This is a genomic window from Dankookia rubra (assembly GCF_004355005.1).
GTDB classification, from domain to species: domain Bacteria; phylum Pseudomonadota; class Alphaproteobacteria; order Acetobacterales; family Acetobacteraceae; genus Paracraurococcus; species Paracraurococcus ruber_A.
In genome coordinates this window covers 51,002-71,046 of record NZ_SMSJ01000023.1, presented here as the reverse complement: position 1 = coordinate 71,046, position 20,045 = coordinate 51,002, and the positions used below count along the sequence as shown (strand labels likewise).

General features: G+C 70.6%; 20 protein-coding genes. 6 read left to right on the top strand and 14 right to left on the bottom strand.

Features of this window, described 5'->3' with window-relative positions; genetic code table 11:
• Nucleotides 1-12 precede the first annotated feature (12 nt).
• The 11 genes from E2C06_RS17640 to E2C06_RS17590 all read right to left on the bottom strand — a co-directional run bounded on the left by E2C06_RS17640 (nucleotide 13) and on the right by E2C06_RS17590 (nucleotide 9,925).
• Nucleotides 13-1,269 (bottom strand): hypothetical protein, encoded by a 1,257-nt coding sequence (locus E2C06_RS17640; protein WP_133289933.1) that lies wholly within the window; start codon nucleotides 1,267-1,269, stop codon nucleotides 13-15.
• A 7-nt stretch (nucleotides 1,270-1,276) separates the two neighbouring features.
• Nucleotides 1,277-2,422, bottom strand: coding sequence for a polysaccharide pyruvyl transferase family protein (locus E2C06_RS17635; RefSeq protein ID WP_133289932.1), 1,146 nt, complete (start codon nucleotides 2,420-2,422; stop codon nucleotides 1,277-1,279).
• A gap of 341 nt (nucleotides 2,423-2,763) precedes the next feature.
• Nucleotides 2,764-3,369, bottom strand: coding sequence for an acyloxyacyl hydrolase (locus tag E2C06_RS17630; RefSeq protein WP_133289931.1), 606 nt, complete (start codon nucleotides 3,367-3,369; stop codon nucleotides 2,764-2,766).
• Nucleotides 3,370-3,458: 89 nt separating this feature from the next.
• Entirely contained in the window at nucleotides 3,459-3,830 is a 372-nt protein-coding gene (locus E2C06_RS17625; protein ID WP_133289930.1) for a HesB/IscA family protein, read from the bottom strand.
• 20 nt (nucleotides 3,831-3,850) lie between these two features.
• Entirely contained in the window at nucleotides 3,851-4,231 is a 381-nt protein-coding gene (locus tag E2C06_RS17620) for an SUF system Fe-S cluster assembly protein (protein WP_133289929.1), read from the bottom strand.
• Nucleotides 4,224-4,700, bottom strand: coding sequence for a Fe-S cluster assembly sulfur transfer protein SufU (sufU, locus tag E2C06_RS17615; RefSeq protein ID WP_133289928.1), 477 nt, complete (start codon nucleotides 4,698-4,700; stop codon nucleotides 4,224-4,226). Before sufU ends, E2C06_RS17620 begins: the two co-directional genes overlap by 8 nt.
• Nucleotides 4,700-5,929 carry an aminotransferase class V-fold PLP-dependent enzyme gene (locus E2C06_RS17610; RefSeq protein WP_241671335.1) on the bottom strand — a complete coding sequence of 410 codons (1,230 nt, stop codon included), beginning with the start codon at nucleotides 5,927-5,929 and terminating at the stop codon, nucleotides 4,700-4,702. The genes sufU and E2C06_RS17610 overlap by 1 nt, the downstream gene beginning before the upstream one ends.
• A complete protein-coding gene (gene sufD, locus E2C06_RS17605) occupies nucleotides 5,926-7,212 on the bottom strand; it encodes a Fe-S cluster assembly protein SufD (protein ID WP_133289926.1) in 1,287 nt (428 codons plus the stop codon). The genes E2C06_RS17610 and sufD overlap by 4 nt, the downstream gene beginning before the upstream one ends.
• Nucleotides 7,209-7,955 carry a Fe-S cluster assembly ATPase SufC gene (sufC, locus tag E2C06_RS17600; protein WP_133289925.1) on the bottom strand — a complete coding sequence of 249 codons (747 nt, stop codon included), beginning with the start codon at nucleotides 7,953-7,955 and terminating at the stop codon, nucleotides 7,209-7,211. Before sufC ends, sufD begins: the two co-directional genes overlap by 4 nt.
• Nucleotides 7,956-9,446, bottom strand: a complete 1,491-nt coding sequence (sufB, locus tag E2C06_RS17595; protein ID WP_133289924.1) for a Fe-S cluster assembly protein SufB — start codon at nucleotides 9,444-9,446, stop codon at nucleotides 7,956-7,958. It lies immediately after the preceding gene.
• Between the two features lie 8 nt (nucleotides 9,447-9,454).
• Entirely contained in the window at nucleotides 9,455-9,925 is a 471-nt protein-coding gene (locus E2C06_RS17590) for an SUF system Fe-S cluster assembly regulator (protein ID WP_133289923.1), read from the bottom strand.
• A 150-nt stretch (nucleotides 9,926-10,075) separates the two neighbouring features.
• On the opposite strand from E2C06_RS17590, the gene E2C06_RS17585 reads away from it, so the two are divergent.
• Together E2C06_RS17585 and E2C06_RS17580 are read left to right on the top strand one after the other, a co-directional pair.
• Entirely contained in the window at nucleotides 10,076-10,966 is an 891-nt protein-coding gene (locus E2C06_RS17585; protein WP_133289922.1) for an alpha/beta fold hydrolase, read from the top strand.
• An 85-nt stretch (nucleotides 10,967-11,051) separates the two neighbouring features.
• Nucleotides 11,052-12,287 carry a cytochrome P450 gene (locus E2C06_RS17580; RefSeq protein ID WP_133289921.1) on the top strand — a complete coding sequence of 412 codons (1,236 nt, stop codon included), beginning with the start codon at nucleotides 11,052-11,054 and terminating at the stop codon, nucleotides 12,285-12,287.
• Between the two features lie 175 nt (nucleotides 12,288-12,462).
• Here E2C06_RS17580 and E2C06_RS17575 read toward each other — a convergent pair whose 3' ends face one another.
• Nucleotides 12,463-13,086 (bottom strand): hypothetical protein, encoded by a 624-nt coding sequence (locus E2C06_RS17575; protein ID WP_133289920.1) that lies wholly within the window; start codon nucleotides 13,084-13,086, stop codon nucleotides 12,463-12,465.
• Between the two features lie 92 nt (nucleotides 13,087-13,178).
• Between E2C06_RS17575 and E2C06_RS17570 the strand changes: the two genes are divergently transcribed.
• The 4 genes from E2C06_RS17570 to E2C06_RS17555 all read left to right on the top strand — a co-directional run bounded on the left by E2C06_RS17570 (nucleotide 13,179) and on the right by E2C06_RS17555 (nucleotide 16,543).
• Nucleotides 13,179-14,045 carry an endonuclease/exonuclease/phosphatase family protein gene (locus E2C06_RS17570; protein ID WP_133289919.1) on the top strand — a complete coding sequence of 289 codons (867 nt, stop codon included), beginning with the start codon at nucleotides 13,179-13,181 and terminating at the stop codon, nucleotides 14,043-14,045.
• The gene (locus tag E2C06_RS17565; protein WP_133289918.1) at nucleotides 14,046-15,290 is read left to right on the top strand and encodes an MFS transporter; all 1,245 of its coding nucleotides are present in this window, start codon (nucleotides 14,046-14,048) and stop codon (nucleotides 15,288-15,290) included.
• Between the two features lie 16 nt (nucleotides 15,291-15,306).
• Complete coding sequence (locus E2C06_RS17560) at nucleotides 15,307-16,194, top strand: polyphosphate kinase 2 family protein (protein WP_133289917.1); 888 nt, start codon at nucleotides 15,307-15,309, stop codon at nucleotides 16,192-16,194.
• A gap of 64 nt (nucleotides 16,195-16,258) precedes the next feature.
• Nucleotides 16,259-16,543 (top strand): hypothetical protein, encoded by a 285-nt coding sequence (locus tag E2C06_RS17555; protein ID WP_133289916.1) that lies wholly within the window; start codon nucleotides 16,259-16,261, stop codon nucleotides 16,541-16,543.
• 33 nt (nucleotides 16,544-16,576) lie between these two features.
• On the opposite strand, the gene E2C06_RS17550 is transcribed toward E2C06_RS17555, so the two are convergent.
• Both E2C06_RS17550 and E2C06_RS17545 read right to left on the bottom strand, forming a co-directional pair.
• Nucleotides 16,577-18,289, bottom strand: a complete 1,713-nt coding sequence (locus tag E2C06_RS17550; RefSeq protein WP_133289915.1) for a hypothetical protein — start codon at nucleotides 18,287-18,289, stop codon at nucleotides 16,577-16,579.
• Between the two features lie 8 nt (nucleotides 18,290-18,297).
• Complete coding sequence (locus E2C06_RS17545; protein WP_133289914.1) at nucleotides 18,298-19,776, bottom strand: hypothetical protein; 1,479 nt, start codon at nucleotides 19,774-19,776, stop codon at nucleotides 18,298-18,300.
• Nucleotides 19,777-20,045 lie beyond the last annotated feature (269 nt).

Below are 20,045 nucleotides of genomic sequence, written 5' to 3'. Positions count from 1 at the left end.
GTGCGTCCGGTATCAGTCCATCCGCAGCGGCAGGTATTGCAGGTCGCGGTCCATGCTGCCCTGGCCCTGCCGCAGGTGCTGCACGGTGAAGAGCAGCACCGGCCGCCCGGAATCGAGCGTCTCGAAGTTGCGCGAGGCGCTGGCGGGGTCCAGCAGCGAGGGGTAGTTGGTCACCCTGGTCGCGTCGTCCCGCCTGGCCTCGGTCGGCGCGGCCCAGAGGCGGCGCGGCGCCTCCCAGGCCAGCAGGTCGCGGGACTGGGCGTAGTAGAAGCCGGGGACTGGCGCGGCATCGCCCTCAAGCCGCAGGCGACCCCGGAACACGGCGAGCCAGACGCCGCGGCCGGGCACGTAGGTCAGCGAGCGGACCTCGGACTGCAACACCTGCGGCGCGAGCGCCACGCAGGGCCGACCGCCGCCGGGGCCGGAGAGGTCGAGGGCGAAGTCCCTGCCGTCCCAGCCGCGCCAGGATGCCGGGACGAAGGGGTCCTCGGTCCGGAACAGGCAATTGCCGGGTGGCTGCCTCGCCTCGGCCTGCAGGTAGGCCACCATGTAGTAGGCGCCCGCGTGCCGGACGATGTTGCTGGTGGTGAAGACGCCGTGGCGGGACCGCGCCTCGGCCGGGTAGTGGTCGCCGAGGGTGGCGACCATGCCGCTCGGCCCCGGGACCAGCGCGAAGCTCTGCCCCATGTCGGCCGAGCGGGCGGCGAGAATGTTGTTCAGCCAGCAGCGGCCGGGAAGGTCGCGGCGGTCGCAGCCGGCGGCCCGCACCCGCAGCGACAGGTCCTGGCTGACCAGCGCCACGACCTCCCGCCCGTCGCGGGTATAGGTCGCCTCGATCCAGAGCTCGCCCGAACCCTGCGCCGAGCTTCGCAGGACCGAGCGGCAATCCGGCCGCAGGGTGGCGAAGTCGTCGCCCAGCAACATCCAGTTCTCCCGGTGCGTGGCCAGCAGCGCCATCCGCCCATCGGCGCGGCGGAAGGCCCGGGCCGGGGCGTCGGGGATGAACTCGTCCTCGCAGCGGTCGGTCGCCCAACGGTAGAGCGTCCGCGGCCCCCCGGCCGGGGTGAGGCCGACCGGCTGCGCCGCGGCCGGGGCGCCGAGCGCCATGACGAGGCCCGCCGCCAGCCAGCCGAGGCGCGGAGCTCCGGCGGCCCGGCGGCAAAGGCCGAGGGCCGCACGCCCCAGGGCGCCGAGGCGGAGGGCGACGGGGCCCGGACGCGGCGGCTTGCCGCGAGGGGCCAGCGCGACGGTGGATCGGCCTTCGGGCAAGGACGGGCTAGCTGCCCTGGCTCTCGAGCTTCCGCAGGCGCGGCTCCACATCGAGCTCGGCGGCGTCCAGCATGGCGACATAGGCCTTTGCCAGGCGGCCGCGCGTCGCGCGGTACTGGTCGGGGTCGAAGCTGAAATAGTCGCGGACATTGTCCCTGGTCAGCGGACGGTCGATCGCCGAGACATGGATTACCGGCACCCCCATGGTGGTGCACATCTCGTAGGTCCGGCTGTCATGCGCGATGCAGCCGGCCGGCACGCCAGCCTGCAGCGCCAGCATCACGCCATGGAAGCGGGTGCCGGTGACGAAGTCGAAGCGCCGCAGGGAGTCCATCCAGGCACGGATGTCGTAGAAGCCGATGGCATAGCGCCGGCACCAGGCCTTGAACTCGTCGTCGGTCGCCTGCGGCAGGACATAGGCCTTGTTGCGCTCGAACTGCGCCGGGCCGAGGGCGGCGAATTCACCGCGCGAGAGCTGCACCATCTCCGTGTCGTGTTGGACGATGTAGGCGCTGCCGGTGTCGGTGACGATCTGCGCCAATTGCTGCTCGATTGCCGCCAGGTGCGGGATGTGCGAGATGCCGGCGGTGACCGCGATCCGGTCGAAGCGGCGCCGGAAGCCATCCGCGACGGCCTTGCCGACGTCGAAATCCAGGTTGATGAAGTTGGACGGGCAGCCCGTGACGACCGCGGCCGGCACGCTGGAGAAGCGCTCGATCTGCGACTTGGTATAGGCGCCCCGGACGCCGATGTTGGGCGCCGCGGCGGGGGCGCTGCCGGCGATCAGCTCGAGCCAGCGCCGGGTGCCCTCGCCGAGCTCCACCGGCGTGTCCATCGTCTTCGCCTGGGCGCCGAGGCCGATGCCGACCACCGGCAGGCCGACCGCCTGCAGCTTGTCCGCCTGCCGGCCGAGATCGGTATGGGCGCCGAGCTGGTTGGCGAGCGGCAGGACGACGATGTCGCCGGCGGCGCGGACCTGTTCGACCGTCGCACCCCAGCCGAGGTGGGTGTGGTTGCGGACATGGCTGGCGACGGCGAAGCGGAACGCCAGGTTGCCGGTATTCCCGCCGGTCTCGGCGATCAGCTGCCGACTGTCCTTGGCGTAGTAGGTGTGCACGAAGGGATTGCCATCGATGATCACGGCCTTCCGCATGGACAAATTCTCCCGTGAACGGCTCTCAGCCCAGTCAGGGTCACCGCGCACTGCAATGGCGAAGCATTGCGCCACCCGGGCGGCCGCCGGAGATCAAGCAGAACAGCCGCGGGTACGCTGTCGACCGGCGATCTATCCTGCCCTCGACGACAATCGCCAACTAACACGGGCCCATCTCACGGGCCAGTGAAAATATAATATCTGAAATAGAACGGTGAGTTCTTGCCCGATTATGAACAGAAGAACCGGGCCATGATTGAGTACAGTCACGGACCGAGGAATGGCGGGCCGCCGGCGGGTGGTCCCGCCGCGCCGTCACCCGGTCCGCGCGGCGGCTGCCGCTACAGCGCGTAGCCGAGCCGCAGACCCAGGCTGTTCAGCCCCTGGTTCCGACGCGCCGTGCCGCCGTTCGAGTCATGGTCGACGAAGAAGGACACCGAGACTTGGCGGTTGACCTGGTAGCCGAGTTCCGCGCCGACATGGAACAGCAGGTTGCCGCCGAGGTCCTTCCGGTCCGGCAGCCGCGCATCGTGCTTGCCGTCGTTGACCGACCCGCCGAACAGGACGTCGAAGCGGATCCCGTCGCCCGGCCGGAACACGTCGCGCGCCAGCATCGTGGTCCAGGTGAGGCCCGCATAGCCCTTGCTGGTCTTGCCTTCGAGATTGGCGGTGAAGCCGAGATGCACCCGAGGCTCCAGCATCCAGCGATAGACCGAGTCTAACCCCGCGGTCAGCCGCGCCGGAACCGGGCTGACAAAAAGCAGCTCGCCGTTCAGCGCCGCACTGCTCTCCTTTGCGGTCGGGTCGTGCCAGATGGGCCCGCCGCGGATCTCGCTGATGATACTGCCGATGCCCTCGCCGGCATGGATCCGCGGACCGGTCGGCTGCGCCATCGCCGCCGCCGGCAATGCGAAGCCCCATAAGACACCGATGACGATTGCACGCACTACGACCCTCCGCCGTACATTCCAAGGAAATGAGCCGTAAAGGGTCGCGCCGGTTGCGCTGCCGCTTGATCAAGCAAAAGCGAGTGGCCTCAGACGTGAAAGCTCTCGCCGCAACCGCAACGGCCTTTCTCGTTCGGGTTAGTGAAGGTGAAGCCGGCGGACATCGCCTTGACCTCGTAGTCCATCACCGTGCCGATCAGGAACAAGCTCGCCTTGCTGTCGACCAGGACGGTGACCCCCTTGTCGGTGACACTCTCGTCGCCCTTCTGCGGCCCGTCCACCCAGGACAGGTCGTAGGACAGGCCGGAGCAGCCCTTGGTCTTGACGGCGATGCGCAGCAGGCGGCCCTGCTCGCCGGCGGCATAGAGACCGCGCAGCCGCTCGGCGGCGCCCTCGGTCAGCTGCATCAGCGGCGGCAGGGCACGGCGAACCCTGGCGGGGGGCGTGGCGGTGGTGCTCATCTCGAATGGCCCTCCGGCTCTCAGTACATGTTCAGGGCAAGGCGGGCATCCTCGCTCATCCGCCCCTGGTCCCAGGGCGGATCCCAGACGACCTCGACGTCCACGTCGGTGACGCCCGGGACCATGCGGATGCTCTCCTCCACCTGGCTCGGCAGTTCCTGCGCCGAGGGGCAGGAGGGCGTGGTCAGCGTCATCTCGACCTTGACCTTGCCGTCATCCTCGATCTCGACCGCGTAGATCAGGCCGAGCTCGTAGATGTCGACCGGGATCTCCGGGTCGAAGACCGTCTTCAGCATGGTGATGACCGCGTCCTCGCTCACCTTGGGGGTGGCGGGCGGGGTCTCGCCCTCCGGCGTCCAGGTGCCGTGGACGGCAGGCGTCGTGGCGGCCTCGTCACTCACTGCTCGCCTCCTTGATTTCGCCGGGCGCGCTGTCGAGCGCCGTGTTCAGGGTGTGCCAGGCCAGCGTCGCGCACTTCACCCGGCTGGGGAATTCATGCACGCCCGAGAGCGGCTGCAGCCGCTCCATCTCGTCGGCCAGGTCGGCGCCGCAATCCGGGCAGGTGCCGGTCATCGCCAGCGCGCGGAACCGGTCGGACAAGGCATGCGCCTCGGCGCTCGACTTGCCCTTCACCGTCTCGGTCATCAACGAGGCGCTGGCGGTCGAGATGGCGCAGCCGCGGCCCTGGAAGGCGGCATCGGCGATGCTGCCATCGGGGCCGAGCTTGAGGAACAGCTCGAGCCGGTCGCCGCACATCGGGTTGTCGCCGCGCGCGGTGCGGTCGGCATCCTCCAGCCGGCGGAAATTCCGCGGCTTGCGACCATGGTCGAGGATGACCTCCTGGTAGAGGTCGCGGAGATCGTCGAACATCAGGCGAAGAACTCCCTGGCCTTCGTGAGGGCCTCGGCGAGGTAGTCGATCTCGCCCTCGGTCGTGTAAAGGCCGAAGCTGGCGCGGACGGTGCCGGCCTCGACGCCGAAGCGGGCATGCAGCGGCTCGGCGCAGTGCCGCCCGGCCCGCACCGCGATCCCGGCGCGGTCGAGCAGCGTCGCCAGGTCGTGCGAATGCGCGTTGTCGAGCGAGAAGGCGAAGACCCCGCCACGATCCTGCGCCCGGCCGAGCAGGGCGACGCCCTCGATGTCGGACAGCCGCCGCATGGCATGGTCGACCAGGCCGCGCTCATGCGCCTCGACCGCCGGCATGCCGATGGCGGCGACGTAGTCGATCGCCGCGTGCAGGCCGACGGCTTCCACGATCGGCGGCGTGCCGGCCTCGAACTTCGCCGGCGGCGGCGCCCATTCGACGCGGTCGAGCGTGACCATCGAGATCATGTCGCCGCCGCCGAGGAAGGGCGGCATGCGCTCCTGGTGCTCGAGCCGCGCCCAGAGCACGCCGATGCCGGTCGGGCCGTACAGCTTGTGGCCGGTGAAGGCGTAGAAGTCGGCGCCGAGCGCCTGCATGTCGACGCGGCGGTGCACCGCGGCCTGTGAGCCGTCGAGCAGGATCTTCGCCCCGGCCGCATGCGCCATGGCGACCAGCCGCTCGGCCGGCGTGACCGTGCCCAGCACGTTCGACATGTGGGTGATGGCGACCAGCCCGACCTTGCCATCGGCCAGCTTGGCGGCGACGTCGTCCATGTCGAGCTCGCCGGCATCGGTGACGCGGGCGACGCGCAACTCGATCCCCCGGCCCGCATCCCGCAGCATCTGCCACGGGACCATGTTGGCGTGGTGCTCCATCTCGGAGATCAGCACGGCCTGCCCGGCCTTCATCACGCCGCGGCCCCAGCTATGCGCGACCAGGTTGATCGCCATGGTGCTGTTGCTGGTGAAGATCACCTCGCGCGGGTCGGCGGCGTTGATGAAGCGCGCGACGGCGCCGCGCGCCGCCTCATAGGCCTCGGTCGCCGCCTCGCTCAGGAAATAGGCGCCGCGATGGACATTGGCGTAGCGCTCCTCCATGCAGCGGACCATGGCGTCGATCACCGCGCGCGGCTTCTGCGCCGAGGCGCCGCTGTCGAGGAAGACCAGCGGCTTGCCGCGGACCGTCTGCGACAGGATCGGGAAGTCCTGGCGGATGCGCTGAACGTCAAAGCTCACGCCACCGCCTCCCACCACCCCGTCACCGCCGCGCCCAGCGCGGCCCGCGCCGTCTCGTCCTGCACGCCCTCGACCGCCTCGGTCAGGAAGGCCTCGACCAGCATGGCGCGGGCGCGGGCTTCCGGGATGCCGCGGGCGCGGAGGTAGAAGAGCTGGTCGGCGTCGATCTCGCCGACCGTCGCGCCATGGCTGCACTTCACGTCGTCCGCATAGATCTCCAGCTGCGGCTTGCTGTCGATCTCGGCTTCCGGCGAGAGCAGCAGCGCCTGGTTCATCTGGTAGCCGTCGGTCCGCTGGGCGACCTGGTGCACGTGGATGCGGCCCTGGAAGACGCCGCGGGACTTGCCCATCAGCACCGTCTTGTAGGTCTGCCGGCTGGCGCAATCGGGCGCGGCATGGTCCAGCACCGTGGTGGTGTCGGCATGCTGGCCGTCGCGCAGCAGCTGCGCGCCGTTCATGTGGCAGGTCGCCGCCGGGCCGGCCAGGAGGGTGTGGATCTCGTTCCGCACCAGCTTCGCCCCGGCATTGAGCGTGAAGTTGTCGTAGGTGCCGCCCTTCTCGACGCGCGCGTAGACCGTCGCCAGCTGGAAGGCGCGCGGCGCCTCCTGCTGGATGCGGGCATGGGTCAGGGTGGCGCCGAAGCCGACCTCGATCTCGAAGACCGGGTTGTGCAGGTAGCGCGCGTCCTCGGGGCCGGTCGCGGTCTCGATCAGCGTCAGGCTGGCGCCGGCTTCGAGCCGGATCAGGTGGCGCGGGTGGAAGGCCTCCGGCCGCTCGGAGGCCGAGCCGAGCGAAACCAGGTCCAGCACGCCGCCGGCGACGCCGGCCGGCACGGTGACCACCAGCCCGTCCTCGAACAGCATGGTGTTGAGCGCCGCCATCGGCTGCTCGGCCGGACGGGCCAGACTGCCGAGCCGGCCCTCCTGCGCCTCCAGCGCCGCGGCCAGGCTCTCGACCGCATAGGGCAAGCCATCGACCGTCGATAGATCGGGCCGGGAACGGCCATCGACGAAGACCACGCGGGCGCCGCCATGCGCGGGCGGCAGCGCCGGCGCGCTGTCGACGGCGCTCAGCGCCTCGTCGAAGCCGGCATCGGCGACCTGTCGCAGGTCGGTGTATTTCCAGGCCTCGACGCGGCGCGTCGGGAAGCCCTGGACGCGGAAGGCATCAGCCGCCTGCTCGCGCAGCGCCTGGATCCAGGGCAGCCGCGCACCGGGCAGGCGCGCGCGCAGCCCGTCGAAGCGGTGCAGGAAGCCGGCGGCCCCGATGGGATGCGCCGTCATGCCGCGGCCTGCACCGACGCGTAGCCGGTCTCCTCCAGCTGCTTCGCCAGCTCCGGCCCGCCGGACTGCACGATGCGGCCGCCCATCAGCACATGCACCCGGTCCGGAACGATATAGTCGAGCAGGCGCTGGTAATGCGTGATAACCAGGGCGGAGAAGCCCGGCCCCCGCTGCGCATTCACGCCGTCCGAGACGATCTTCAGCGCATCGATGTCGAGCCCGCTGTCGGTCTCGTCGAGGATCGCCATTCGCGGCTGCAGCAGCGCCATCTGCAGCACCTCGTTGCGCTTCTTCTCGCCGCCGGAGAAACCGACATTGACGCCGCGCTTCAGCATGTCTTCCTGAATCTGCAGCGCCTTCAGCCGCTCGCGCGCCACCTTCAGGAACTGCATCGCGTCCAGCTCGGGCTCGCCGCGGGCGCGGCGGACGGCGTTGAGCGCGGTACGGAGGAACAGCGCATTGCCGACGCCGGGCAGCTCGACCGGGTACTGGAAGGCCAGGAACAGGCCGGTCGCGGCCCGCTCCTCCGGCTCCATCGCCAGCAGGTCGCGGCCGTCGAAGGTCACGCTGCCGCCGGTGATCTCGTAGCCCTCGCGGCCCGAGAGCACGTAGGACAGCGTCGACTTGCCCGAGCCGTTCGGGCCCATGATGGCGTGGATCTCGCCGGCGGGCACCTCGAGGTCGATCCCCTTGAGGATCTGCTTGCCCTCGACCTCGGCGGTCAGTCCTTCGATACGCAGCATTTAACCGACGCTCCCCTCGAGCGAGATTTGCAGGAGCTTCTGCGCCTCAACTGCGAACTCCATCGGGAGCTCCTTCAGCACCTCGCGGCAGAAGCCGTTGACGATGAGGCCGACGGCCTCCTCCTGGGTCATGCCGCGCTGGCGGCAGTAGAACAGCTGGTCCTCGGCGATGCGGCTGGTCGTCGCCTCGTGCTCGGTCTTCGCCGTCATGCAGCGGTTCTCGATATAGGGCACGGTATGCGCGCCGCACTGGTCGCCGATCAGCAGGCTGTCGCACTGCGTGAAGTTGCGCGCGCCGCTCGCGGTCGGTGCCACCCGCACCAGGCCGCGATAGGTGTTCTGGCCGCGGCCCGCCGAGATGCCTTTGGAGATGATGGTCGATGTCGTGCGCTTGCCGACATGGATCATCTTGGTCCCGGTATCCGCCTGCTGACGGTTGTTGGTGATGGCGACCGAATAGAACTCGCCGACGCTGTCATCGCCGAGCAGCACGCAGGACGGGTACTTCCAGGTGATAGCGCTGCCCGTCTCCACCTGCGTCCAGCTCACCTTGCTGCGCCTGCCGCGGCACTGCGCCCGCTTGGTGACGAAGTTGTAGATGCCGCCGCGGCCCTCGGCATCGCCGGGGTACCAGTTCTGCACGGTGCTGTACTTGATGCTGGCATCGTCCAGCGCCACCAGCTCGACCACGGCGGCGTGCAGCTGGTTCTCGTCCCGCATCGGCGCGGTGCAGCCCTCGAGGTAGGAGACCGTGCTGCCCTCGTCGGCGATGATCAGCGTGCGCTCGAACTGCCCGGTGCTCTTCGCATTGATGCGGAAATAGGTCGACAGCTCCATCGGGCAGCGCACCCCCTTCGGGATGTAGACGAAGCTGCCGTCGGTGAAGACCGCGCTGTTCAGCGCCGCGTAGAAATTGTCGCCCTGCGGCACGACGGTGCCGAGATACTGCCGGATCAGCTCGGGATGCGTCTGCACCGCCTCAGAGATCGAGCAGAAGATGATGCCCTCCTTGCCCAGGCGCTCCTTGTAGGAGGTGGCGACGGAGACGCTGTCGAAGACCGCGTCGATGGCGACCGGCATGCGCGCATCGGCGGGCGACTCGCCGGCGCCCTCGACGCCGGCCAGGAAGGCCTGCTCCTTCAAAGGGATGCCGAGCTTGGCATAGGTCTTCAGCAGCTCGGGATCGACCTCATCCAGCGACTTCGGCCCGGCTTTCGGCGCGGCGTAGTAGTAGGCGTCCTGGTAGTCGATCGGCGGATACTTCACCGCCGCCCAGAGCGGCTCCTCCATCTTCTGCCAGATGGCGAAGGCCTTGAGGCGCCAGTCGAGCAGCCATTGCGGCTCCTTCTTCTTGGCGGAGATGAAGCGGACGATGTCCTCGTTCAGCCCCTTGGGGGCGAACTCCATCTCGATATCCGTCTCGAAGCCCCACTTGTAGGCGCCTTCGGTGACGGACTGGACGGTGTCGATCGTCTCGGTGACTGCGGGCATGCGCGGTCCTATTCGGCAAGCATGGGGGCGAGCGACGCGGTCGCCCGGACGGCAGGGCAATGCGCCGGTCCCGCCAGGTCGGCGACGGTGATCCCGGAGAGCGCCTTGCGGATGGCATCGTTAACCGGGTCCCAGCGGCCGCGGACGGCACAGATGCCCTCCGCCTCGCAGGATCCGACGCCGCCGTCGACGCAGGCGGTGAGCGCGATCGGCCCATCCACCGCGACGATGACCTGGGAGAGCGGCACCGAGGGCAGCGGCCGGGTCAGCCGGTAGCCGCCGCGGGCGCCACGGACGCCCTCGACCAGCCCGGCGGAACCCAGCATCTTGAGCACCTTGGCAACGGTCGGCTCGGCGATGCCGGTCGCGCTGGCCAAGCCGGGCGCGGTCTGCACGTGGCCGGCCGGCCCGGCGCCATCAAGCGCCAGCCTGGCCATGACGACCACGGCATAATCGGTGAGCTTCGACAGCCTCAACACGGCACGGTCTCCTACGCCCAAGCCAAATAGGACCAATCAAGTCCCCTTTGAACCCCCCTCCCCCTTGGGAAGCCATGCAATTTGCGCAGGCCGGGCTTCCTGGGCCGGCGGGCGCCGGCTAGCCTCCCGCTGCAACGGGGGAGCAGGCGAATGCCGGTGGTCACGACGGATGACGGGGTCGAGCTCTACTACGAGGAGGCCGGGACCGGCACGCCGCTGGTCTTCGTGCATGAATATGCCGGCGACCTCAGGGCCTGGGAGCCGCAGATGCGCGCCTTTGCCCGGCGCTACCGCTGCATCGCCTTCAATGCCCGGGGCTACCCGCCCTCCGCCGTGCCGCATGACCCCGCCGCTTATTCGCAGGACCGTGCGACGGACGACATCGCCGCCGTCATCAAGGGGCTGGATCTGGCGCCGGCGCATGTGGTGGGCCTGTCCATGGGCGCCTTCGCCACCCTGCATCTCGGCCTGCGTCACCCGCACCTCGCGCGCAGCCTGACCGCGGCCGGCGTCGGCTATGGCGCCGAGCCCGGCAAGCGCGACCAGTTCCGCGCCGAGATCGACGCGACCGCCGACCGCATCGCCGAGGAAGGCATGTGGAAGATGGCCAGGACCTATGGCCGCGGCCCGACCCGGCTGGTTTTCGAGGAGAAGGACCCTCGCGGCTATGCCGAGTTCATGTCGCAGCTCTCCGAGCACGACACCGACGGCGCGGTGCTGACCATGCGCGGGGTGCAGCGCGAGCGGCCGAGCCTCTTCGAGCTGGAGGACCGGTTCCGCGCGATGAAGCTGCCGACCCTGGTGATCGCCGGCGACGAGGACGACCCGACCCTGGAGCCGAGCCTCTACCTGAAGCGGGTCATCTCGACCTCGGCCCTGCTGATCATGCCGCGCTGCGGTCACACCATGAATATCGAGGACCCGGACGCCTTCAACCGCGCCGTGCTGGACTTCATCACCTGGGTCGATGCCGGCCGCTGGTGGGAGCGGAACCCGGAGACGCTGTCCGGCGCCATCATCGCGGGCAAGGCGAAGGGCTGAAATCCCTTCCCCCCTGGCCGCCGGCTTCCGCTAGGCTCCCTGGGCGCCGCGCAAAGACGCGGCCCCGCGAGGGAGACCACCGTCCATGAATGCCGTTACCGACCGGCGCGCGCTCCAGCTTCCGCTCGACCGTTTCGATGTCAGCGACCCCGGCCTCTACCAGGCGCAGAGCTACCACGCCTATTTCGACCGGCTGCGGCGGGAGGACCCGCTGCACTGGTGCGCCGACAGCCGCTTCGGCCCCTACTGGTCGATCACCCGCTACAAGGACATCATGGCGACGGAGGTGAACCACCAGGTCTTCTCCTCCGAGCTCGGCGGCATCCAGGTGATCGATCAGCCGAAGGACATGACGCGGCCCAGCTTCATCCGCATGGACCCGCCGAAGCACGACGAGCAGCGCAAGGTGGTGCAGCCCATCGTCGCGCCGGGCAACCTGGCGAACATGGAGCCGCTGATCCGCGAGCGGACCCAGCGGGTGCTGGACGGGTTGCCGCGCAACCAGGAATTCGATTGGGTCGAGCATGTCTCGATCGAGCTGACCACGCTGATGCTGGCGACGCTCTTCGACTTCCCGGTCGACGACCGCCGCAAGCTGACCTACTGGTCCGACGTCGCCATCGCCGACATCACCGACCCCGAGGCGCCGGTGCATTCGGAGGAGGAGCGCTTCGCCGAGCTGAAGGTGATGGCCGAGACCATGGCCGGCCTGTTCAACACGCGGAAGGAGCGCCCGCCCGGCTTCGACCTGCTGTCGATGCTGGCGCATGGCGCGGCCACGCGGGACATGCCCTTCCGCGAGTTCATGGGCAACCTCGGCCTGCTGATCGTCGGCGGCAATGACACCACGCGCAATTCCATGTCGGGCGGGCTGCTGGCGCTGTCGGAGAACCCGGCCGAGTGGGACAAGTTGCGCGCCGATCCCGGGCTGATCCCCAACATGGTCTCCGAGATGATCCGCTGGGTGACGCCGGTGATCCACATGCGCCGCACCGCCAGCCGCGACTTCGAGTTGCACGGCAAGACCATCCGCGCCGGCGACAAGGTCGTCATGTGGTATGTCTCCGGCAACCGCGACCCGGAGGCGATCGAGGAGCCCGACCGCTTCATCATCGACCGGCCGAAGGCGCGGCAGCACCTCTCCTTCGGCTTCGGCGTGCACCGCTGCGTCGGCAACCGCCTGGCCGAGCTGCAGCTCCGGATCCTGTGGGAGGAGGTGCTCGCCCGCTTCCCGCGGATCGAGGTGCTGGGCGAGGCGAAGCGGACCTATTCGAACTTCATCCACGGCATTCGCAGCCTGCCGGTGCGTATCCCCGGCTGAAGCCGGGGGGGAAAGGTATCCTCCCCGGCTCCCTCGACCATGTCGGTGGGCATGGCATCCGCCGCGCTGCAGAGGCCGAGCCTGCGAAAGGAACAGGGGGCGGCTCGGAGGAGGCACGCTTCCCCCCCGGCCTTGATGCCTGCCCTCGGTCAAGGTTGAAGCCGTCCCGCGGCGGCTATCGCCGCGCGCGCCGCGTCGGTGCAGGCGGCGGCGTCGGCGGTTCCACCTGCGCCAGCAGGGCTTCGCCGAAGCCCTCCACCACCTTGGCCGACAGCGCCTCGGCCGAGGCCGGCAGCGTCATCCGCAGCTTGAGGAAATGCCCGGCGACAACGCCGAGGCAGACGTAGCTGTCCGCCCGGTTGCCGCCCTCGAAGGCCAGCAGGAGGGGCTCGCAGCGCAGGCCGGGTCGGCCGCCGGCGCCCGGGATATCCATCAGCGTGCCGCGGCCCGCCACCTGGAAGCGCCGCAGCGGCCCGACCGCCTCGACCTCGCCCACCGCGGCGCGGATCTCGCCCGCCACCTGGTCGGAGGCGACGCCCTCTGGCAGCCCCGCCATCCCGCGGTCATAGAGATAGACCGTCGCAATCCCGGACCCACCCGCCACCGGCCGGTACTCGACCGCGGCGCCGAGGCCGGCGCCGTCCGGCCGCCCGGCGAAGTCGCTCACCGCGCCGCGCCGCCAGCCCGCGAGCTCGGCCGGCAGCGCGGCCGCGAGTTCCGCCATGGGCGCCGGCCCCTTCGGCGCCTGCGCCGCCGCGGGCCCCGCCAGCGTCAGCATCGCCAGCACCATACGCCGCATCCACGCCTCCATTCCTCGGCCCGTCCCGGCGCACAACGCGCGGTGCTGCCGAATCCCTATCCACCGGCTGGCGCTGCCGGCACTCTGCCCGCATGCGCCTCCTGTTCCTGCTCGCCTCGCTCGCCCTCGCCGTCCCGGCCCATGCGGCGGAGCTCAAGCTCGCCACCTGGAACCTTGCCTGGCTGACGCTCCGTGCCTTCGGCGACCCGGACCTGCCGCGTGGCCTGCCGGTGCGCAGCCCCGGCGACCTCGACCTGCTGGCGCGCTATGCCAGGCGGCTCGACGCCGACGTCGTCGCCTTGCAGGAGGTGGATGGGCCGGAGGCCGCCGCCAAGGTCTTCGATCCCGGCACCTACGCCTTCTTCTTCCCCGCCGAGCAGGACATCCAGCGGGCCGGTTTCGCGGTGCGGCGGAGCCTGGCGGCGACGCAGAACCCGGACCTGGAAGCGCTGGACCTGCATCCCCGCGCCCGCTTCTCGCTGCGCCGCGGCACCGACATCACGCTGCAGGCCGGCGGACAACGGCTGCGGCTGCTCTCGGTCCACCTCGATGCCGGCTGCCGCGACGCGGCCCTGGCGACGCCCGGCCGGGACTGCGAGCAGCTCTCGCGCCAGGCCGGCATCCTCGCGGGATGGGTGGCGGAGCGGCAGCGGGAAGGCATTGCCTTCGCCATCCTCGGCGACTTCAACCGCGCGCTGTCCGGGGGCGAGGATGAGTTCCTCCGCATCCTTGCCCCGGCCGGGCCGCTGCGGCGGGCGACCGAGGGGTTCTCCGACCCCTGCTGGGCAGGGGCGCGCCGCCCGCGCCGCTTCATCGACCACATCCTGCTGGGCGGCGCCGCGCCCGATTGGCTGGTCCCCGACAGCCTGCGCGTCATGGTCTATGCCGAGCGCGACCCGGCCTGGCGCGAGCGGCTGTCCGACCATTGCCCGCTCAGCCTGCGGCTGCGGCTGCCCTGAATGTCCGAGCTGCGGACCTTCGCCAGGATCAGCCTGCCCTTCGCCTCGGTCGGCTTCATCAACCAGGCCTCGCGCATCGTCGTGGCGACGCTCGGGCCTGCCATGGCGCTGGACTTCGGCCTTTCGGCGAGCGGGCTCGGCGCGCTGGCGGCGGTCTTCTTCGCCGCCTATGCACTGGCGCAGCTGCCGGTCGGGCTGGCGATCGACCTGCACGGGCCCCGGGTGGTGCAGGTCGTGCTGTCGCTGGTCGCGGCGCTCGGCTTCGCCCTCTGCGCGCTGGCGCCCGATCCGTACTGGCTCGGCCTCGGCCGCTTCGTCACCGGCATCGGCATCGCCGGCGCACTGATCGGGCTGATGAAGGCGACCATCCAATGGTATCCGCCGCATCGGCTGGCGGCCGTCACCGGCGCCGGGGTCTTCTGCGGCGCGGCGGGCGGGCTGGCGGCGACCCTGCCGGTACAGGCCGTGCTGCCGCTGGTCGGCTGGCGCGGCGTCTTCCTCGGCCTGGCGGCGCTCGCCGTGCTGGCGGCACTCTGGCTGCGGCTCGGCGTGCCGGCGGCGGCCCCGGGCGCCAGGGCGCGGGTGCGGCGGCCGCTCGGGGTGGAGATCGCCGAGTTCGCCCGCATCGCCCGCCACCCCGTCTTCATCCGCACCATGCCGGCGGTGGCGCTGCTCTCGGCCCAGGTCTTCACCTACCAGGGGCTCTGGGCCGGACCCTGGCTGCGCGACGTCGGCGGCCTGGGGGACGACGCGCGGGCCGGGGTGCTGTTCTGCTACGCGCTCGGCATCATGGCGGGGCAGCTCTTCGGCGGGCAGCTCGCCTCGGCGATGCAGGCGCGCGGGAAGGATGCGATGCGGCTCTGCTACGGCGGCATCGCCGCGATGCTGGCGATCCAGGGGCTGCTGATCGCCCAGCCCCAGGGCGTGCTGCCGCTCTCCCTGCTGTGGTTCGGCTTCGCCTGCGTCGGCTCGGCCGGGCCGATCTCCTATTCCGTCCTGGCCCAGCGATTCCCGCCGGAGCTGACCGGCCGGGTCGCCACCCTGCTGAATTTCAGCATGCTCTGCATCGTCTTCCTGCTGCAGACGACGATCGGCCTCATTCTCGACCAATGGCCGCGCAGCGCATCAGGCGGCTGGGATCCGGCCGGCTATTCCTGGGCGCTTTGCTTGACAGTGTCGTTGCAGGGCCTGACCGTCCTCTGGTTGCTGGCCGGGGCGCGGGGGCGCGTGCGGCCGGCGGTCTGACGCCAGGGGCCGACCGATGATCAAGAGCAAGCAGGTCCGCAAGATCCTCGAGCGCTACCGCGTCACCGACGGCAAGGGCTTCCGTCTGGCCGACCGGGATCCGGCCGACACCGCCGGGCTCGACCTCGACAAGGATGCCGCCAGGTCGCTGCTCCAGGACGGAATCGCGCTGCTGAAGCAGGCGCAGGACATGCTCTATGCGCAGGACCGCTGGGCGGTGCTCTGCCTCTTCCAGGCGATGGACGCGGCGGGCAAGGACGGCGCGATCAAGCATGTCTTCTCCGGCGTCAACCCGCAGGGCGTGAAGGTCGACAGCTTCAAGGCCCCGAGCGCGAACGAGCGCGACCACGACTTCCTCTGGCGGCACATCCTGGCGATGCCGCGGCGCGGCGAGATCGGCATCCACAACCGCTCCTGGTACGAGGAGGTGCTGGTCGCCCGCGTCCACCCCGAGATCCTGGCCGGGCAGAACCTGCCGCCGAAGCTGCGCGGCAACAAGAAGATCTGGGACGAACGGCTGCAGGACATCGCCAATTTCGAGGGCTACCTGGCTCGCCAGGGCGTGGTGGTGCTGAAATTTTTCCTCAACGTGAGCAAGGAGGAGCAGCGCCGCCGTTTCCTCTCGCGGATCGAGGAGCCGGAGAAGAACTGGAAGTTCAGCGCCACCGACGTCGCCGAGCGGCGCCACTGGGACGAGTACCAGGCGGCCTATGAGAAGGCGATCCGCGCCACCGCCTCGCCCGAGGCGCCCTGGATCGTGGTGCCGGCGGATAACAAATGGTTCACCCGCCTGGTCGTAGCCGGCACCCTGGCGACCGCACTCGGCGAGCTCGACCTGCAATACCCGAAGGTCGGGCCCGAAGCGTTGGCCCGGCTGCAGGCGGCGCGGAAGGAGCTGGAATGACCGGCCGCCCCGCCGGTCGCACGCGGCGCTTGACGTCGGCCGCGCCGGTTGCGATCCAGGGCGGGTGAGGGATCTCGTCAGCGTCGGACGCAGCGACGACGACACGCTTTGGGCTGTCTATGCGACCGTGGGCCGCACGAGCCGCGTCGCGGAGGTCTTCCGCAGCCGGCCGGCTGCCCTGGCCGACCGCGACTGGCGCGCCCAGCAGGTCCGGGCCTATGCGGATTTCCTCCGCCGCTCGGAACAGCCGCTGCCGCATTACAGCGTGGCGCCGATCAAGCGCCACGACCTGCCGCGCAAATGGACGCCGCTGCCGGCGCTGGGCTTCCTGCGCGGCCAGTTCATCTGAACCGGGCCGCCCAGGTATCGGCCGCCGGGGTCCCTACCCTGCCACGCGGCCTGGACCGCCCGCCGCCAGGGCCGGCGCCGCGGCCAGCCCCGGCCGCCGCCGCCAGAGGCCGAAGCCGAGCAGCCCCGCCGCGCTGATCCCGGTGATCGCCCAGCCGGCCCATTCCCAAGGCGTCACCGCAATATGGACCCGCAGGTCATGCACCGGCCGGTCCACCGCGACTTCCAGGAAGCCGTCCTTGCCGGGCCGCACCGCCACCGGCTCGCCCTTGCCGTCCTCCGCCGCCCAGGCAGGGAACCAGAACTGCGGCAGCAGCAGCGGCCCGTTCGCTTCCGGCACCAGGTAGCCGGCCGTCAGGCGCTGCGTGCCGGGCGGCAGGGCTGGCCGCGGGTGCGGGTCGGGCGCCGGCGCCGTCTCCGTCCCGTTCCATTTCATCCGCCAGCCATTCGCCAGCGCCCAGGCGGGCAGGTGCTCGGAGGAGACGCCGCGCGGCGAGTCGACAGCGCGGGCCAGCCGCTCCTCGGGGGGCAGGAAGCGCGGCCAGTCCGGATGGCCGAAGGCGACCCGGGCCCAAAGGTAGGCCGGGGCGAAGACGGCGCAGGCAAGGCCAAGGCCGAGCACCAGCCGCCGCGCCGCCTGACGGCCGCCGGCCAAGGCCAGGGCCGCCATGGCGGCGAGCGGCAGGGTCAGCACGGTGGTGGCCCGCCAGGGGAATTCGATCGAGCGGAGCTGCGGCAGCACCACCCAGAGCGGCAGGGTCACCACCGTCATCAGCGCCGCCGAGACCGCCAGCAGCAGCAGCGCGGCCCGTGCCAGGGGACCGCGCGTCGCCACCCCGCCGAGGCGGCGGAAGGCCAGCGTGGCGAGCCCGGCCAGCGCCGCCGCCGACCAGATGATGACGAGGAACTGGATCCAGCCGGAGTCGCCGCGCGGCAGGCCATAGAGGAAGAGGCTGCCCTCCCAGGTGCCGTCCTCCAGCCCCTCGAAGTTCGCGTCGCGCAGCAGGCCCATGGCGGGCAGGACGAAGCAGGCCGCGAGCCCGGCGCCTGCGATGCCGCCGCAGAGCACCCGCATTGCCGCGCGCGGCCCGGCATAGGCCCAGGCGTAGAGCGGCGCGAGATGCGCGACCAGGGCGCAGGTCGGCAGATGGGTCATCGCCAGCGCGGCGAAGGCCAGCGCCAAGGCAGGCATGCCGCGGCCGTCGCGGCCTTCCGCCACGCGCTCGAGCGCCAAAAGCAGGAAGGGCAGGATCGCCGCGCCGGCGACCTCGGCATAGGCGAAGCGGATCCAGGGGTTGACCACCGCCGGATAGGGCAGCAGCGCCGCCAGCGCCGCCGCCGCCAGCGCCGCGCCCGGCGCCACGTGCCGCCGCAGCCAGAGAAAGCAGCCGAGCAGGAAGACCAGCCGCCAGAGCATAACCGCCAGCGCCAGCGTCCCGGGGATGTCGAGGCCGGTGACCCGGCGCAGCAGCGCCCCCGCCCAATAGCCGACCGGCGGATAGGTGTAGAAGGTGATGCCGCCGAGGCCGAAATTGGTCTCCATCACCCAGCGCGGCCAGAGCCGACCGGCCGACCAGCCGGCATCCATGAAGCTGAGTGCGGTCAGCGCGTAATCCGAGTCATGGCCGAAGTTGCGCCCATGCACCGGCACGCCCAGCAGCGGCGACATCGCCGACGTGGCGACAAGCAGCAGCGCCAGCAGCAGGGCGACGCGCCAGGTCGTGCCCTGGTCAGCGGACGGGGTCATGCCCGGGGTCATGCCAAGTCGCCCCGCCCGGACCGGCCGCGGACGACCAGCGCCGCCAGCCAGAACAGCAGCATCATGTCGATCGCATGCGGCGCCACGGTGTAGCGCATGTGCCCCGCCTCGGCCGCCGCGGTTGCCAGCAGCGTGCCATGCACCACCATCGCCCCACCCCACATCAGCACCAGCATCGGCGAGCCCCGCCGCCTGAGCACGGGCAGCGCCGCCAGCGGGATCAGCAGCAGCGCCGCCAGCGTGCCGAGGACGGAGACGATGAAAAGCGGCACCAGGCCGAAGAGCGGGAAGTCGTAGCGGTCGATCCCCCAGCAGGTCTCGGTCGCAGCGCAGGCGGCGAAGCGATGCGGCTCGGCCGGCGTGCTGGTGAAGGCGGCCGGCCAGTAATGCGGGTGGATGATCAGGGAGATCCAGTCGTTCGCCACCATCTGCAGGTATTCGCCGCGATGCGCGGCGATCAGCGGGGCGGAGATCGCCTTGGCCAGGCGGTCGCGCTCCCGCCCGTCGGCTGCGGCCCAGGCCGGCCACTCGGTCTCGGCGGCCGGCCAGAAGACGGCGTAGCGTACATCGCTGCTCGCCTGGATCTGCGCCCGCAGCCGGGCGGCCAGGTCGGGCTGCTCGGCGGTGAGCTGGCGGGAGACATCGGCCGCCTCGGCGACCTGCGTCGCCAGCGGCTCCGGCAACAGCGGCAGCTCGCCCGGCCGGGCCAGCACCAGCGACTTGCCGAGCACCGAGATGCCGGCCCAGGAGCCGATCTCGAAGGGTCCGCCGCGGCTCCAGGTCCAGGTCATGCCGATCAGCACGCAGACCACCGCGATCCCGGCCGAGGCGGCGGCGCGCAGGGCGCCGAGCCGCAGCGTCACGCGGCGGTCGCAGAGCGCCGCCAGCAACGGCAGTGGCAGGAAGGCCATGCCGGTGCTGCGGGTCAGCGTGGCGAGAGTGAAGCAGGCGGCGGCGAGCAGCAGCGCGTCCAGCCCGCCGCGGCGGACGAAGCGGCACTGCATGGCGAGGCCGGCGAGCACCAGCGCCATGAAGGGCGCCTCGGTCATCATCCAGCTCGGCGCGTCGTGGATGCCGGGATGCATCAGCAGCACCGGCACGCCGAGCAGCGGCACCAGCGGGCTCCGCAGCATGCGGCCCAGCTCCACCGCAAAGACGAAGACGCCGATGCCGACAAGGGCCAGCTGCGCCAGCGGCAGGTAGTCGACGCTACCGGCGACCGCCTGCCAAGCATTGACCAGCCAGCCGTAGAAAGGCGGCCGGTAGTTGAACAGGTACTGGTAGGCATAGCTGTCGCCGGTGGTCAGCGGCACGACCGGCAGCTTGCGCGCCATGCGCCCGACCAGCAGGCCGGTCAGCAGGAGTGCCACGCCCTGGATCCAGAGATCGATGCCGCCCCAGGCGAAGCGCCCCGGGAAGGCGAAGCCGATCGGCCGTCTAGCCGACAGAGGTGCCATGTTGATCCGTTGACTCATGCCCGGCCCGTACCCATGCCCTCGCGCTTCGTGCCGGGCGCGTTTTGCCCGGCATCCCGCCTCGGTTCAGGGTACGAATGTGACGCAGCGGCGGACGTCCCGCGCCTCACGGTGCGGTTTCCGGCCGCACTCTGACCGCGTTGTGACAGTTGATACCCAATACCACCCAATCGCGTGCCTCGCTGGATTGCGTTTTCGCCGGCATGGGATGCAGCGACTAGGTTTCCGCGGCATCCGGGTTGGAATTTCCGTGGACGACCTTCCTCACT

What these genes read in the sequence shown, in the direction of transcription:
- E2C06_RS17635 (WP_133289932.1), bottom strand. Translation starts at nt 2,422, where the DNA reads ATGCGGAAGGCCGTGATCATCGATGGCAATCCCTTCGTGCACACCTAC.
- E2C06_RS17625 (WP_133289930.1), bottom strand. Translation starts at nt 3,830, where the DNA reads ATGAGCACCACCGCCACGCCCCCCGCCAGGGTTCGCCGTGCCCTGCCG.
- sufU (WP_133289928.1), bottom strand. Translation starts at nt 4,700, where the DNA reads ATGTTCGACGATCTCCGCGACCTCTACCAGGAGGTCATCCTCGACCAT.
- sufD (WP_133289926.1), bottom strand. Translation starts at nt 7,212, where the DNA reads ATGACGGCGCATCCCATCGGGGCCGCCGGCTTCCTGCACCGCTTCGAC.
- sufC (WP_133289925.1), bottom strand. Translation starts at nt 7,955, where the DNA reads ATGCTGCGTATCGAAGGACTGACCGCCGAGGTCGAGGGCAAGCAGATC.
- sufB (WP_133289924.1), bottom strand. Translation starts at nt 9,446, where the DNA reads ATGCCCGCAGTCACCGAGACGATCGACACCGTCCAGTCCGTCACCGAA.
- E2C06_RS17585 (WP_133289922.1), top strand. Translation starts at nt 10,076, where the DNA reads ATGCCGGTGGTCACGACGGATGACGGGGTCGAGCTCTACTACGAGGAG.
- E2C06_RS17580 (WP_133289921.1), top strand. Translation starts at nt 11,052, where the DNA reads ATGAATGCCGTTACCGACCGGCGCGCGCTCCAGCTTCCGCTCGACCGT.
- E2C06_RS17575 (WP_133289920.1), bottom strand. Translation starts at nt 13,086, where the DNA reads ATGCGGCGTATGGTGCTGGCGATGCTGACGCTGGCGGGGCCCGCGGCG.
- E2C06_RS17570 (WP_133289919.1), top strand. Translation starts at nt 13,179, where the DNA reads ATGCGCCTCCTGTTCCTGCTCGCCTCGCTCGCCCTCGCCGTCCCGGCC.
- E2C06_RS17565 (WP_133289918.1), top strand. Translation starts at nt 14,046, where the DNA reads ATGTCCGAGCTGCGGACCTTCGCCAGGATCAGCCTGCCCTTCGCCTCG.
- E2C06_RS17560 (WP_133289917.1), top strand. Translation starts at nt 15,307, where the DNA reads ATGATCAAGAGCAAGCAGGTCCGCAAGATCCTCGAGCGCTACCGCGTC.
- E2C06_RS17550 (WP_133289915.1), bottom strand. Translation starts at nt 18,289, where the DNA reads ATGACCCCGTCCGCTGACCAGGGCACGACCTGGCGCGTCGCCCTGCTG.
- E2C06_RS17545 (WP_133289914.1), bottom strand. Translation starts at nt 19,776, where the DNA reads ATGAGTCAACGGATCAACATGGCACCTCTGTCGGCTAGACGGCCGATC.